The sequence below is a fragment of the Exiguobacterium sp. s11 genome, from assembly GCF_018619015.1.
GTDB classification, from domain to species: domain Bacteria; phylum Bacillota; class Bacilli; order Exiguobacteriales; family Exiguobacteriaceae; genus Exiguobacterium_A; species Exiguobacterium_A indicum.
Genome location: NZ_JACSNF010000001.1, coordinates 101339 through 114760 on the forward strand (window position 1 = coordinate 101339; position 13422 = coordinate 114760).

Genomic DNA, 13422 nt, shown 5'->3' on the forward strand with positions numbered 1-13422 from the left:
GTTTAAGATGACTGAGAATAGTAAGTGGTTTGATTTGCTAAGTCGTTTTTTGATGCCGATGGCGGCATTTTTAAACAATAGTCGATATTTGCAGACATTACGTGATGCATTCATGCTTGCTTTTCCGATTACGATGTTTGGTTCCTTAATTGTCGTCGTCGCGAATTTACCGTTCCTTGATAAGTTCATGTCTCCGGGTGTACTAGATGCCTTTAAGACATCACTTGGAAACGCTCCATCCGCCACAATGGGCATCATGTCATTGTTCGTCGTATTCGGTATCGGTTATTATCTGTCTAAAAGTTATGAGGTCGAAGCTGTTTTCGGTGGCGTCATCGCACTTGTTTCGTTTTTATTACTTACTCCTTTCTTTGTTTCAGTCGAAAATGTCGCCGATCCAGTCGGCAATGTCATTCCACTCGACCGTCTCGGCGCAAAAGGCATGTTCCTAGCCATGATCACGGGATTCATAGCAGGAGAGATCTATCGCTTCATCGTTCAAAAAAACTGGACGATCAAAATGCCTGCCGGTGTGCCGACAGCTGTCGCCAAATCATTCTCAGCACTCGTCCCGGCATTACTTACGCTCACCGTATTCCTTGGCATTAACATTGCCGTCACTTCACTGTTAGATACGAACTTACACGATCTCATTTTCAATCTTGTTCAAAAACCACTTGTTAATCTAGGGAACGGACTCTTCCCGACGTTAATCGCCATCTTCTTCGTGCAACTATTCTGGTTTTTTGGACTGCACGGACAAGTCATCGTCAACTCGGTCATGGACCCGATTTGGAACACACTCTCTCTTGAAAACTTGAATGCGTACACGTCAAATGGAGAAATCCCGAACATCATCAGTAAACAATTCATTGAAATCTATACGGTTGGGATCGGGGGTTCCGGTTCAACACTCGCTGTCGTTGTTGCCATCTTGTTATTCATGCGATCGAAACAAATGAAACAAATCGGAAAGCTGTCAATTGGACCTGGTATTTTCAACGTTAATGAACCCATGATCTTTGGACTTCCTATCGTCATGAACCCATTGATCATGATTCCATGGATCGTCGCACCGCTGATTACGGTGACCGTGACGTACTTCGCGATGTCAACGGGGATCGTCCCACCTCCGACCGGTGTTGCGGTACCGTGGACTGTCCCGATGTTCATCAGTGGAATGATGGCAACCAATTCGTTAGCTGGTGGATTGCTACAATTAGTCAACTTTGCAATCATCATGGCAGTCTGGTTCCCGTTCCTCGTCTTCATTGACCGTTTGAATTTGAAGAAAGAACGGGAAGAAGCGAATACTACTCAAGAGAAAAATCAACAGATCGGATAAAGTATACCGGATGAGTGAAAAATGAGAGATAGGATGTGCTAATGATGAATCAGATAGAGAACAAGACGACTACGATTAAAAAGTATGATTTTCCGACGGATTTCTGGTGGGGGACAGCTGCCTCTGCGACACAAACGGAAGGAGCCGCCTATGAAGGTGGAAAAGGTCCGAACATTTGGGATCACTGGTACGAGGTCGAACCGAACCGCTTCTTTGATGGTGTCAGTGCTTCAGTAGCATCTGACTTTTACTATCAATACAAACAAGACATTGCCTTGATGAAAGAGCTCGGGCACAATTCGTTTCGACTATCGATTTCTTGGTCGCGTCTATTTCCAACGGGAGAAGGAACCATCAATCCGGAAGCGGTCGATTTCTACAATCGTGTCATTGACGCGTTGATTGAAGCTGGGATCGAACCGTTCGTTAATTTATATCATTTTGATATGCCGCTTGCCTTACAAGAAAAGGGAGGATGGGAGAGCAGGGAAGTCGTGATGCATTATGTTGCGTATGCCAAAACCTGCTTTAAACTGTTCGGTGACCGTGTCGGCAAATGGTTCACCCATAACGAACCAATCGTCCCGGTCGAGGGGGGATACTTGTACGATTTTCATTATCCGAACGTCGTAGATTTTAAACGAGCGGTCCAGGTCGCCTATCATTCGATTCTATCAAGTGCCCTTGCAATCGAAGCATACAGAGATACACGACAAACAGGAAAAATCGGAATTATTCTCAACCTGACTCCCTCTTATCCGAGAAGTCAAAATGAAGCGGATCGACAAGCAGCGTATCTAGCGGACATCTTGTTCAATCGTTCTTTCCTCGATCCGTCCGTTTTAGGTACTTTCCCTGCTGAATTAATCGAACTGTTAAAAGAGCAGGATTCCCTCCCGGCGATGGGTGAAACGGACCGAAAAAAAATCGAGACGTACACCGTTGATATCCTCGGCATCAACTACTATCAGCCGAGACGTATCAAAGTAAAAGAACATCTTCCGAATCCGAAAGCACCGTTCATGCCAGAGCATCTTTTCGATTATTATGAAATGCCGGGACGCAAGATGAATCGACATCGTGGTTGGGAAATTTACGAAAAGGGTGTGTATGACATCCTGACGAACTTACGTGAGAATTATGGAAACATCGAGTGCTTCATTTCAGAAAACGGGATGGGAGTGGAAGGAGAAGAACGCTACCGAGACACGGACGGTAGTATCCAGGATGATTACCGGATTGACTTCATCGCGGAACATTTGAAATGGGTGCATCATGCATTAGAGGAAGGATCGAACGTCAAAGGATATCACCTTTGGACGTTCATGGACAATTGGTCGTGGAGTAATGCCTATAAGAACCGATATGGTTTCGTCGGTGTCGATTTGACGAATCAAACGCGTACAGTAAAAAAGAGTGGTTACTGGTTCAAGCATCTCATCGAAGAAAATGGATTCGAAGGATAAGAAGAAAGGATCGGGGTATATCTAGCCCTGATCCTTATTTTTTGTTATATTATATGTATATGTCTATACATGGGGTGTTGTCATGTCTAATAAAAAGAAACCAAAGTATGAAAAAATTGCAGATGAATTACGAGAACGGATTCTTCATGGCGGATACAATGTGGAAGAAGCGATGCCAGACGAGATTCAACTAGCAGAAGAGTTTGAGGTCAGCCGGATGACCATGAAACGTGCTCTAGAAATCCTCGTACTCGAGGGGATCATCTATCGACAACGAGGACAAGGGACGTTCATTTTACCGTCAAGCTTTTCCCAAGGAAGAATCAATGTATTAAACAAAGAGTCACAAGGGTTGACAAAGCTGCTCGGAGAGCGGGCTGTCAGAAGTGAAGTTCTTCAGTTCGAGGTTCGTTTTCCGGAAGCCGAGGTCGCACGCCATCTGATGATCGAGAAGACCGATCCCGTTTATGAGATACGGCGTGTTCGATATGTTGACGACGAACCATACGTGATCGAACACACGTTTATGCCGTCTTCATTAATTACCGGAGTAACGCGAGAAGTTCTTGATAGTTCGATTTACCGGTATATCCAAGAAGAACTCGGTTATACGATCACGAGCTCGCATAAGATGATTCGGGCAGACAAGCCGAATCAATGGGATCATGAATATCTCGGGAACGAGGAGACCGATCCTGTCATCGAAGTAGAGCAAGTCGTATTCCTTGGTAACGGAAAACCGTTCGAGTATTCGTTTTCACGCCATCGTTATGATAAGTTCGTCTTTACGTCTGTCCATATCGGCAGATGATAAGATTTAATCTGTTTGAGATTAAAGCGATACGTGATCATGTCAATCATTCAAAAGATATGTTACTTTTTCATCAGGAACAAAATGGTTTATATCGATTTGATGATCAGCTAACGTTAATGGATTATAAACTGAAACAAGTGCTCGATCGTGACGGTCATTCACGGGAGATCATGCAATTTGTTCTTGGATCAGCTACGATTATGAAGCATGATCAGTTCGAGTCGGAACGTCATTTGAAGAGTAGTGTAATAATTGAAGATTCGCTTGAAAATTTAAAAATATGGCTCTTCAAGATACGTCGACAAGAGATGAGTCGATTTCAAGTCAAACAAATAAAGGTCAGAAAACAATCAGAAGCGATTAAAGTATATGCATGAAAGAGAGCGGCAGGAATATGCGAAGTATATGGACGATCTGAACTATTTGAAGCGAGTCACGTGTATAAATTTTCGGATGGTGACCCTGATCATACTGAACATGTCGTAGCAATTTGTCCGCACTGTCATGCTCGCATTCATCGCTGAATAGATGGTAGTACGTATAATCAGAAATTAATAAAAAAATTGATGCAAAGGAAAATTCTTTTCGATTCAGACGAATTTATTAAGATAATTTTATACGAAAGGAATAAACTGATGGGCATCTAAATTTCATCAAAAAAGTCTGCATCTGTACAAGATGTAGACTTTTTTGATGAACGTTATATTAGTTTTTCAATACGTAACACGTGTTTAAGTGTATGCCATGTTTCTTCTAACTCAGGTTTTTCAAAAATATAAATAATTAATCCATCTCGATTTCTCGTCAAAATGACACGATAGGCATCATTTGGAATGGAATGCTGTAAGGCTTGCGAAAACTGATGTTGATCGATCTGTAAAAAATCTTGAATCGTACCACTCCATCCAACTGACATGTTTAACACTCCAAACGATGAGAATTTTAGAAAAACAAATGTATACGTAGATAACGTTATAGGTTCTTAAAAATGGTCTATGAACAAACTGAAACTTACTTTTTTATGGATAGATGGAAAATAAATCTATATAATTATTTTATAAGCGTTATACGATACAATCATTTCAACAATAAGGTGGTAAATAATTTTGAGAATACGTCTAGCGTTCTTTTTATCAATACTCATTTGTTGTGTATCAGGATGTACATCCCAACCGACGCAGTCGACTGAGAAACCCAAGTCCACTATTCGAGAAGTTGAACTAGCAAAAGACCAGCATGCAAAAATCATTACATTGTACCCAGCCTATATCGACTACTTCACAAAAGTTCAGAAAAAGATGAAGGACACAAACGTCACGGACGAGGACATACAGCGAATCTTCGATAAAACCGTCCGTCGGGAACTGGATCGCATTCAGAAAGAGCAGGATATCTTTCTTGATTTCAAGGGGTTCAATGACGTGTTTTCCGCCACTTCTTATTTGAACGATTTAAAAAGATTGACGAAACGTTTGATGCATGAAGAGAAAGAAAATATGAAAGCTGTTCATGAGGCACTCCGAAAATCAGCTGACCACCTTCCTGGTAAAGATAAGATTATCCTGATGCTACCCTTATCGGAAGAGCATCGATACGCCGCAAAGGCGACGAGCGGGCTGATTGGTTTTACGATGAGCGATGGTAGTATGGTGATTATGTTAGGTGAAGAGTATACGCATGAGATACTGGAGTACGTTGTTGCGCATGAGTATAATCATTCCGTAGTGAACGAACATCCTGAAATCAGACAACCAAGTTCCATCGACTATCTCATATTCGAAGGTAAAGCGGAGGTGTTTGCGAAGGAACTTTATCCTAAAGCGCCCCCTATAGAAACAGAAAAGATGGCTTTCAACGATAAAAAGAAGATACTCGAACAGGTTAAGAACAACTCCTTAAGCTACGAAGAACTTAGCACTGGAAGTGAAGCGAAGGATGTCCCTCGATTAACTGTTTACAGTTTAGGAACGGAGTTAATGTCAGATTTCCGACAAAAAAAATCTGAGCAGACACTGCAAGAGTTTTCATTAACACCAGTTTCAGATGTCATTCATGAAGGAAAGTTTAAATTGATTCTTGAGTAAAGAGGAGAAGGTGCATAAAAAACACTGACGTTTGAAGCGAAAAAGTAAATACTTTCAATCTAGAAGGTCAAAACGCCAAAAGCAACCGAAGATATAATAGAGAATGTGAAGAGCATACTCTCAGATAAAGTTATGCTGAAATGACTGCGTGACGATCTATTGGATATATAAGAATGTTTTCTCTCTTACATATACTCTGAGGGAGCGTTCTTATTGGACTGTCACATCTTTGTAAGAGCTTAGACATTCGTTATCCAATTCGATCGATTCGATTTTATGCGAAAATCCCTAAAAAATTCAAGACAGATAGTACAAATAAAATTAAAAGAACCATCATTAAAATAAAAGCTAACATTTTGCCTATACCTCGATTACTAAAGATAGCAGCTAATAAAGCAAGGACCAGACCACCAATGAGGATGGCGTCGCCCCAAAATCCATTAATCGGGAATGTAAAAAGTACCAAGAAAGTAAGAACCATTAATCCGATAGAAATCCAGCCAAGTTTTGCTCTCAAGAGAAGACCCCCTTTTATTTGTATAAATTTCATTATCAGTATACAAAAAATGGGATGTTGTTCAAGCAATTAGAGGTATACGTCTCTCTTCTAAACGCCTGTCATCCTATCTCACTTACTTAATGATAACTATGAATCATCCTCTTATACGTATCGTAAATTTTGATTAGGTTAGTTTTTTTATTAGGTTAGTTTTTTTATATTGATAAGCATTTTTGGTGAAAATCCTTAAAGTAAACTTACTTTTTAGTACAAATATAAGGTCGTATGGTAGAGTGATGATTGTCAACTATTAGCTATGAATAAAGGAGATTTGAAGACGTTATCTTGGCTCGGTATACATAAAGTAGAGAAACAAAGACATCAATTTTTTGGGAATATCGAAAAGCGGACTATAACTTTAGTTTTACTGACGTCCGTGTTGGTTTCATATGGAATCAAGATGTTGTTTACGTATGTAATTCCATTCGCATATTTGAAGGATCCCATCGTTGCTGTTTTGCCGGGAATAATTGGAGTATTGTTTGCTGTAATATACGTATTAGTTCTAGAGAGACGACTTCAAGAGAAACACGATGAAAACATGAAGCAAGGCTGACGAATTAATAACATAAATTGATAGATTCATGCTTGGAGGTACTTATCATGTTTACAGTCGAAAACTATATTGATTCAATTAAGATCCATCTTGAAAAGCAGTCAGGTTTAGTGGAGGACCAACTCCAGAAAATCTTTTCTTATCCGTTCTCTAAGGACATCGAAGTACTAGATTTCACAGCATTCATTGAACCGACTAGATTCGAACTTTCGGTCATCATGTTCTCAATGGATAAAGAAGCAAATGAAGTATTTAACGAAGGAAACGATTCAACTGTTTTTGCTGGGAGCGAAGATGTATTACAAGAAGTCGAATATCATCAAATGAACGACAGTCAACTCGATGTTTTTTTTGAATTTCATGAGCAAAATGAAGAAAAGTTAATTCCACAAGAACAAAGCGTTTTTGCACAATGGTTCAGATTGTGCTGGGAAAAAGCTGGTGGAGCGTCACTAAATCTTCCATCGTACTTTACGATACACGATAGTGATGATTCTCTTGATTTAAAAAACAATTGTTGGATGGATGCTGAAGAAAAATGGTCTTGATGAAATAAGAATGGTAAGCTCCCTAAAAAAGTAGACAGCTTTGATATTTCAACTGTCTACTTTTTGGGGGAGCTTTTACTATAGCTACATCTAGATTTTGATAGGTCAAAAACAATACATCATTTTCGTCACGATGGGTGAGGATGGAACAGACTCGATTAAGTCAATCGCCTCGCTCTTCGAGTTTTCAGTCACGCCCTTGAATAGTTGAAGGACAAAATATCGCATGGGAGTATTCTCTACATTTGATAATCGAACAAAGTGGACACGCTAACCAGAAGAACTAAGGATGAAAGCTTTACATGCGGTTCTGACTCAAAAGGAATCGCTCTCTAGCGCTAAAGTATTTTTGGTAGGAATCATATAGTAGAACGATGTTCAGCTCACTATCTTGGTTGATCACTGCGGTCTTTGCTCTTACTTGATCACTTGAGTGTTATTCCTTACACGCAGATAGAATCAATAAAGGGATACAGATAATGGGTACGATTAAGAGTTTCAACATACGATTGTTCTTTCGGTCATTTACTAAATCAACATATTACTGTGGTAGTGCACTTATGATATTTTATGAAACGCAGACTGCTTATAGAGCGTAAATGGATAAATAACATGATATCTATTAAAACAGGAGAAAGGAGCGAACGACTTTGAACGATTCCATCGTGTATGTCGTGATTTTAATCCCCATGCTAGTGTTTGCGATCGTTTTATCAAGAGGAAAGGGTGCCTCATTGCTTGCAGGATATAATACGATGTCAGAAAGTAAAAAGGAAACATATGACGAAGTCGCCCTGTGTAAATTCATGGGGAAGATCATGTATGGGATTAGCTTTAGTCTATTATTGATCGCATTCAGTGAGATATCTGGATATTCGTTTTTATTCATAGTAGGCTTCGTTCTACTCGTGTTTTTTATAATTTTTGCAGGCGTCTATACGAATACGAAGAATCGATTTAAAAAAGAACTGTAAGTTCGTCTAAGTCAGTATGTCCTTAGTCGTTTAAATCATAATGTAATTTAGAGAAAGGGCGACTAATCTTAAAATCGAAGTCAATCAACGTCTGTATATCATTTTTTTGACGATAAAGTTCTCTCATGAATTGTAAGAAGATGTAGCGACATGTGTATAAATCGTCTCCTGTATCTTCTCGCATCGCTGCGTAATTAATCTCCTCACCAAGCGAATCATACACGATCGTCTCAAATTCCAGATTCGTATGCCACATGAAATCTAAAAACCCATGCAGGACTGCTTTTTTATAGGTCTCTAGTGAAAAAGTAGCCAAGAGTTGATTTTGATAATGAAATTCTACTCGTTTTTTTCGATAGAAAAATCGAATAATGAACTGGTTAGAAATTTCTTCGTTTTCATATGGAAGTGACCAATCGAACTTTTCGATGTCATGCAAATCATTCGTGGTCACACTTTTTATTAACGCATGCCAAAATTGGAATAGCTCGCTCACGTGTGAGTTAAAGGGGAGAGGCATGCCCTCTATACAAAAGAAGACTTTTCCAGCAGGATAGCCGCCAGCTCGACCAAAAGCATAGTTAAAGATATCGTTGTCGATCGTATGGGTCATCTCTACGAATCCTGGATAAGTGTGATTCACATCATGTTCTTCTTTTTCAGGCGGAATTTCAAGATAGCTTTTAATTTCGAGATTCATAAAAACGTCCTTTCTGTTATCTCATAAGAGTAAAGCTTTAATAGTTGCTGTTGTCGCTCACTAGAACGTATTAAGCGTCATCAATATTATAAGCGAAAATATACATGGGTGAATTCGTCGTCTCAATCGCCTCAACTAAAGTCCAACCTAATTTTTTATAATATGCTGAAGCGTTTTCTGTTTTTAAATAGATCGTTGTGATCTGTCGTGATTTGGCGTAGATGATTAGTTGATTGATCAGTTGCTGCGCGATCCCTTGATTCCGATAGACTTTTTCAACGAATAAAGAAGCGAGCCAAGGCGTATAGGCTGGTCGTTCCTTCAAGTCATTTTCAAAGAGGGAGACGGTTCCGATACACGTGACATCATCTAAGGCAATCAACGTCACAGGATACGACTCATCTGATTTTTTGTCTAAAAAGGCTTTTATTTGTTCATAGGGTGTCGTTCCTTTTTTCTTTTGAACGAATTCGGTATGAATCATTGTGGCAACTACTTCTAATTGTTCAGGATGATTCGATAATGTATCAATGATCATCTTTTCATTCTCCATTCTAGACTGGTTGTATCAATCGTTAAAAAAATCCGTCCTCATCAGAATAAAGGAGCTTTGGAATGAACTTCGCACAATACTTGCAACAACACTATGGGAATGTAAACTTATTTGATCGTTCCTTTGTCGAGAAGGATTTCGTAATTCACGTAGACTTAGTAAGGGACCTGTATCAGTTAAAGAAAAATTCAGATGAAATCAACGAGGAATACTTTAAACAGGCATACCAAAAATCAAACGAATTGTTTGAGGATTTATTCCGAGAAGAGGAGTCCCTTTACTTCATCGTACATGTGAGAAGTGAGCGCGGTAAGTATCAAAAGTCAGCGACGAAAGTATTCCGTCACTTAAAAAGAAGAGAAGATCAATACAACATGAAGTTCGCTGAGAAAGAGGTGGATGAAGAAGAGCTAGTATCCGAATATGCCGTGTTATTACCGAACAAAAACGCATTAGATTATAAGCGTGTAATCAAAGCGATCTGCCATCAGGATTTCCCGACGCTGCATCCAAGATTTCGTCAAACGCATACAGACTATCCGGAAGTCTTTTTCGTGAACATGGATCGAAATATCGTCATGAATCTTTATGATGATCGCGGTTGTTTCTTACTGTTCGGTGATTCAGCAACGTATGACGTGTTCAAGAAGAAATATCGTAATGATGTCAGCTAATCGAATGTAATCGCTTCTAGAAATACTTAAGCTAGTGCCAAGAAGCCGATCACTGAAAAAATAAAAAGCACCAATAGAGAAGTGAGTAATGTTAACGCAAGGATTTTCCCCGTATTTTTTAGACTTATGATGGCGCACACTAGCGCAAGCACTAGTCCAGCTAACATATAATTCGTTCCCCAAAAGCCATTGAAAGGCAAGAACTTGAACGTTATAAAAGTAAAGACTACGATGCCGATCGAGATCCATCCTAGATGTTTTCGCATAAACTGCCTCCTCTTAAAATGAATACGTATAGTCATAATTTGGTTCTTTTTTAGCATATCATTACAAATGTTTACAGTGAAAGAGTTTTGTAATCGTCGCCTAAAGATAGTCTGAATGAAATGCGTGTCATACACCTACTCGTCACGAGATATACCAACAAGCAGCAAACGATGGAACAGCTATCAATCGACAAACAATCCCTCACTCTAATCAGAATGAGGGATTGTTTCGTTTCAACATTAGACCGTCAACTCAATCACATTACCTTCCGGGTCTGCGACCGTACTTTCATAATACCCGTCACCCGTCGTCCGGGGACCGTCAAGGTGTTGTATACCGGCATCCCGTAACTGATCTGTCCAGTCATCAACTGCTTGTTTGCTGCCAAGCGAGAAGGCGAGGTGGGCATACCCGAGCGCATTCGTCGACCGATCTGTGATGTCCGTCCGTTGCATCAACTCAAGACGCGCACCACTCGAGAACGTCAGGAAATACGACATGAACCCTTTCGACGGATTATGATACCGCTCGCCTGCCGTAGCATCAAAATGTGTTTCGTAGAATTGACGCATCCCTTCCAGGTCTGCCACAAAGAGGGCGATATGTTCAATCTTCATCTCCACTCATCCTTTCTTCATTACGAGGCTTTTGCCAATCGCTGTCTGAACAACATCCGGTTCAACCCTTCCGTAGCGACCAGCATCAAGAAGATGAGACTGATCGTAAACCAATGGAACAACGATAAGGAATAGGACGTCGCCAGCCATCCGAACAATGGCGGCATGAAGGTACTACCGGTATAGGCGAATGCCATTTGTACCCCCATCAGCCGTTGCGCCGCAGCCTCCCCGAAGCGAACCGGCGTCTCATGGAGCATTGCCGGGTAAATCGGTGCGAGACCAAGCCCGACAAGTACGAAACCAAGCGGCATCCAGGCAGCGGGTGCGAGGATGAAACAGGCGGCTCCGACGAATGCCGTCCATTGACCGACACGAATCAAACGACGATTCGACCAGCGTAGCGACAGAAAACCACTGATGAATCGCCCCGCGGTGATGCTTCCGTAATAGACGGAAATCCACGTCGCTGCTGACGTCACGGAAAAGGACCGGACTTGGACAAGATAACTACTGCCCCACAGCCCGACGACCGCCTCGACGCCGCAATAAAAGCAAAACGCTGCGAGAGCGGCAATCAATCCGCGTGGTTTTCCGGACGACGTATTCACGGTCTGAACCTGTTCAGACACGTGTTTCGGAGCCCGTTTCCAGAGCGGTAAACTGACGATCAAGATAATCATCAAGACAAGTTGAAATGCACCGACGACGAGGTAACCTAAACGCCAGCCGGAATCGAGCAATACACCAGCCATGATGAGCGGACCAGCCGTCGCACCGATGCCCCAAAAGCAATGGAGCCAGTTCATATGATGCGCTTGATAATGGGTGGCAACGAAGTGGTTTAACGCCGCGTCGACGACTCCAGCACCGAGTCCAAGCGGGGTCGCAAGGACGAAGAGCCAAATCAAGGACGGAGCAACGTAAAAACCAATCAATGCCAGTGCCGTCAAACCGGCAGAAGCTGCCGTGATCGGACCCGTTGAATAACGTTCGATCAAGCGACCGCTAAACAGACTCGAGACGATCGTTCCGGCAGCGATCGTCATGAAGAGCCACCCTGCCATGTCGAGCGGTGCGTCGAGATCGAGCCGCATCACGGGCCACGCTGTACCGAGTAACGCATCCGGAAGACCAAGACTGATGAAAGCGAGATAAATCAAAGGTAATAGTAAACGGGTCATCGGGCGAGTCCTCCTAACGGAATTTGTTCAATGAATGACTGGATGCTCAGTTGCATCAGACCATCTAAATAATCGGTTTCCCAGTCGCCTTGCCGCAACTGAGGTAATTTGTCGAGCGGAAAGCGCTTGGCGCATCGTTCGGTCAGCCGAGCTAATCCGTCATCTGAGACATCGGACGACGTAAATAAGATGGCATCCGGATTCAAGGTGACGCTAAACGAGAGGATGATTCGACTTAACGCTTCATACCAGTCGTCAGAGTGTGGTGTAGTCGTCGCGAGGACTTGTCCGACATTTCGCTTGTCGTCAAACGGGATGAACGAGATCTCTCCAGCGAAGTGATGCGCTCCGCGGATGACATGACCGGAAACGGCGACGCCGGCTCCCGGTCCGTTCGTTCCGAGATACACATAGACAGTCGTCTCGTTATCAGAAGCTTGGGCACGGACCGCAGCGTTCATATCATTTTCGATGACGACGGGTCGCCCGAACCGTTCCGTCAGTTCTTGTTGCAAGGGGCGACCGTCTAGCGTCGGATAATCTGGGGCGAATAGGATCGTGCCGGTTGTATCAACGGCACCAGCGACACCAATTGCAAGCGTTTGAACATCTGGATGATCGTCGAGTAATGTTGATAGCGTTTTCAATAAATGAGATCCATGATCTGTCGAATCGAAGTTCAGGCGATCCGTTGCGATCAGATGTCCACCGACGTCGTGGATGCGATACTGCAGATACGTGCGTTCGAGATAAAGAGCGAGTCCGTGGAAGTGATCCGCGCGATAGCGATACCGTTTTGCCGGACGCCCTCCGCGAACCAATTCAAGTGGTGTCTCTTCAATTTCCTGTGCAGCGATCATCTGATCGATCTGTTTGCTCGCAGTCGGAAAACTGACATCCAAAACGTGACGAATCGCAGGGATCGTATCGAGATGGTCAACTAAAAAAGCGTGACGTGTACGTGAAATGAGTTCAGTCAAACAAAGACCTCCAAACTAGTTTACTTATTAAAAAAGTTTAATAAGTTTTGATTTGAGTATATCAGGTTGGGAACAAAAGACAAGTTTAAAAAAGAGGTGTA

At 42.0% G+C, this 13422-nt stretch carries 15 protein-coding genes; 8 read left to right on the forward strand and 7 right to left on the reverse strand.

The features are described 5' to 3' along the window. The first annotated feature begins 7 nt into the window (after window positions 1-7). The 4 genes from celB (at window position 8) to KNQ12_RS00670 (ending at window position 4002) form a co-directional block, all read left to right on the forward strand. Entirely contained in the window at window positions 8-1345 is a 1338-nt protein-coding gene (gene celB, locus KNQ12_RS00655) for a PTS cellobiose transporter subunit IIC (protein WP_023468232.1), read from the forward strand. Between the two features lie 41 nt (window positions 1346-1386). Continuing rightward, complete coding sequence (locus KNQ12_RS00660) at window positions 1387-2811, forward strand: glycoside hydrolase family 1 protein (protein WP_483297634.1); 1425 nt, start codon at window positions 1387-1389, stop codon at window positions 2809-2811. 82 nt (window positions 2812-2893) lie between these two features. Beyond that, a complete protein-coding gene (locus KNQ12_RS00665) occupies window positions 2894-3622 on the forward strand; it encodes a GntR family transcriptional regulator (RefSeq protein ID WP_023468234.1) in 729 nt (242 codons plus the stop codon). A gap of 59 nt (window positions 3623-3681) precedes the next feature. Then, window positions 3682-4002 (forward strand): hypothetical protein, encoded by a 321-nt coding sequence (locus tag KNQ12_RS00670; RefSeq protein WP_023468235.1) that lies wholly within the window; start codon window positions 3682-3684, stop codon window positions 4000-4002. Window positions 4003-4325: 323 nt separating this feature from the next. On the opposite strand, the gene KNQ12_RS00675 is transcribed toward KNQ12_RS00670, so the two are convergent. Beyond that, the gene (locus tag KNQ12_RS00675; RefSeq protein ID WP_023468236.1) at window positions 4326-4541 is read right to left on the reverse strand and encodes a hypothetical protein; all 216 of its coding nucleotides are present in this window, start codon (window positions 4539-4541) and stop codon (window positions 4326-4328) included. Between the two features lie 382 nt (window positions 4542-4923). Between KNQ12_RS00675 and KNQ12_RS00680 the strand changes: the two genes are divergently transcribed. Beyond that, window positions 4924-5709 (forward strand): DUF2268 domain-containing putative Zn-dependent protease, encoded by a 786-nt coding sequence (locus KNQ12_RS00680; protein WP_214775384.1) that lies wholly within the window; start codon window positions 4924-4926, stop codon window positions 5707-5709. Window positions 5710-5983: 274 nt separating this feature from the next. On the opposite strand, the gene KNQ12_RS00685 is transcribed toward KNQ12_RS00680, so the two are convergent. After that, entirely contained in the window at window positions 5984-6226 is a 243-nt protein-coding gene (locus KNQ12_RS00685; protein WP_023468238.1) for a hypothetical protein, read from the reverse strand. Between the two features lie 645 nt (window positions 6227-6871). On the opposite strand from KNQ12_RS00685, the gene KNQ12_RS00690 reads away from it, so the two are divergent. Together KNQ12_RS00690 and KNQ12_RS00695 are read left to right on the forward strand one after the other, a co-directional pair. Then, a complete protein-coding gene (locus tag KNQ12_RS00690) occupies window positions 6872-7372 on the forward strand; it encodes a hypothetical protein (protein WP_174316286.1) in 501 nt (166 codons plus the stop codon). A 689-nt stretch (window positions 7373-8061) separates the two neighbouring features. Next, window positions 8062-8346 carry a DUF3784 domain-containing protein gene (locus KNQ12_RS00695; RefSeq protein ID WP_174316756.1) on the forward strand — a complete coding sequence of 95 codons (285 nt, stop codon included), beginning with the start codon at window positions 8062-8064 and terminating at the stop codon, window positions 8344-8346. A gap of 22 nt (window positions 8347-8368) precedes the next feature. On the opposite strand, the gene KNQ12_RS00700 is transcribed toward KNQ12_RS00695, so the two are convergent. Further along, window positions 8369-9046, reverse strand: coding sequence for a hypothetical protein (locus KNQ12_RS00700; RefSeq protein WP_214745711.1), 678 nt, complete (start codon window positions 9044-9046; stop codon window positions 8369-8371). Between the two features lie 70 nt (window positions 9047-9116). Next, window positions 9117-9584, reverse strand: a complete 468-nt coding sequence (locus tag KNQ12_RS00705) for a GNAT family N-acetyltransferase (protein ID WP_174316288.1) — start codon at window positions 9582-9584, stop codon at window positions 9117-9119. 77 nt (window positions 9585-9661) lie between these two features. Between KNQ12_RS00705 and KNQ12_RS00710 the strand changes: the two genes are divergently transcribed. Then, window positions 9662-10273, forward strand: coding sequence for a DUF3885 domain-containing protein (locus KNQ12_RS00710; RefSeq protein ID WP_214745715.1), 612 nt, complete (start codon window positions 9662-9664; stop codon window positions 10271-10273). Between the two features lie 506 nt (window positions 10274-10779). On the opposite strand, the gene KNQ12_RS00715 is transcribed toward KNQ12_RS00710, so the two are convergent. Genes KNQ12_RS00715 through KNQ12_RS00725 form a run of 3 tightly spaced genes read right to left on the reverse strand, consistent with a single transcriptional unit; the run spans window position 10780 to window position 13321 of the window. Further along, window positions 10780-11157 (reverse strand): VOC family protein, encoded by a 378-nt coding sequence (locus tag KNQ12_RS00715; RefSeq protein ID WP_214745718.1) that lies wholly within the window; start codon window positions 11155-11157, stop codon window positions 10780-10782. Window positions 11158-11177: 20 nt separating this feature from the next. Continuing rightward, on the reverse strand, window positions 11178-12341 hold the full coding sequence (locus tag KNQ12_RS00720) for an MFS transporter (RefSeq protein ID WP_214745721.1): 1164 nt from the start codon (window positions 12339-12341) through the stop codon (window positions 11178-11180). After that, entirely contained in the window at window positions 12338-13321 is a 984-nt protein-coding gene (locus tag KNQ12_RS00725) for an ROK family protein (protein WP_023468250.1), read from the reverse strand. The genes KNQ12_RS00720 and KNQ12_RS00725 overlap by 4 nt, the downstream gene beginning before the upstream one ends. Between the last annotated feature and the right edge of the window lie 101 nt (window positions 13322-13422).

Excerpts from the sequence above, each read along its gene's own strand:
- KNQ12_RS00680 (WP_214775384.1), top strand. The coding sequence starts at position 4,924 with ATGAAGGACACAAACGTCACGGACGAGGACATACAGCGAATCTTCGAT.
- KNQ12_RS00700 (WP_214745711.1), bottom strand. The coding sequence starts at position 9,046 with ATGAATCTCGAAATTAAAAGCTATCTTGAAATTCCGCCTGAAAAAGAA.
- KNQ12_RS00690 (WP_174316286.1), top strand. The coding sequence starts at position 6,872 with ATGTTTACAGTCGAAAACTATATTGATTCAATTAAGATCCATCTTGAA.
- celB (WP_023468232.1), top strand. The coding sequence starts at position 8 with ATGACTGAGAATAGTAAGTGGTTTGATTTGCTAAGTCGTTTTTTGATG.
- KNQ12_RS00660 (WP_483297634.1), top strand. The coding sequence starts at position 1,387 with ATGATGAATCAGATAGAGAACAAGACGACTACGATTAAAAAGTATGAT.
- KNQ12_RS00710 (WP_214745715.1), top strand. The coding sequence starts at position 9,662 with ATGAACTTCGCACAATACTTGCAACAACACTATGGGAATGTAAACTTA.
- KNQ12_RS00675 (WP_023468236.1), bottom strand. The coding sequence starts at position 4,541 with ATGTCAGTTGGATGGAGTGGTACGATTCAAGATTTTTTACAGATCGAT.
- KNQ12_RS00695 (WP_174316756.1), top strand. The coding sequence starts at position 8,062 with ATGCTAGTGTTTGCGATCGTTTTATCAAGAGGAAAGGGTGCCTCATTG.
- KNQ12_RS00715 (WP_214745718.1), bottom strand. The coding sequence starts at position 11,157 with ATGAAGATTGAACATATCGCCCTCTTTGTGGCAGACCTGGAAGGGATG.
- KNQ12_RS00670 (WP_023468235.1), top strand. The coding sequence starts at position 3,682 with ATGTTACTTTTTCATCAGGAACAAAATGGTTTATATCGATTTGATGAT.
- KNQ12_RS00665 (WP_023468234.1), top strand. The coding sequence starts at position 2,894 with ATGTCTAATAAAAAGAAACCAAAGTATGAAAAAATTGCAGATGAATTA.
- KNQ12_RS00720 (WP_214745721.1), bottom strand. The coding sequence starts at position 12,341 with ATGACCCGTTTACTATTACCTTTGATTTATCTCGCTTTCATCAGTCTT.
- KNQ12_RS00705 (WP_174316288.1), bottom strand. The coding sequence starts at position 9,584 with ATGATCATTGATACATTATCGAATCATCCTGAACAATTAGAAGTAGTT.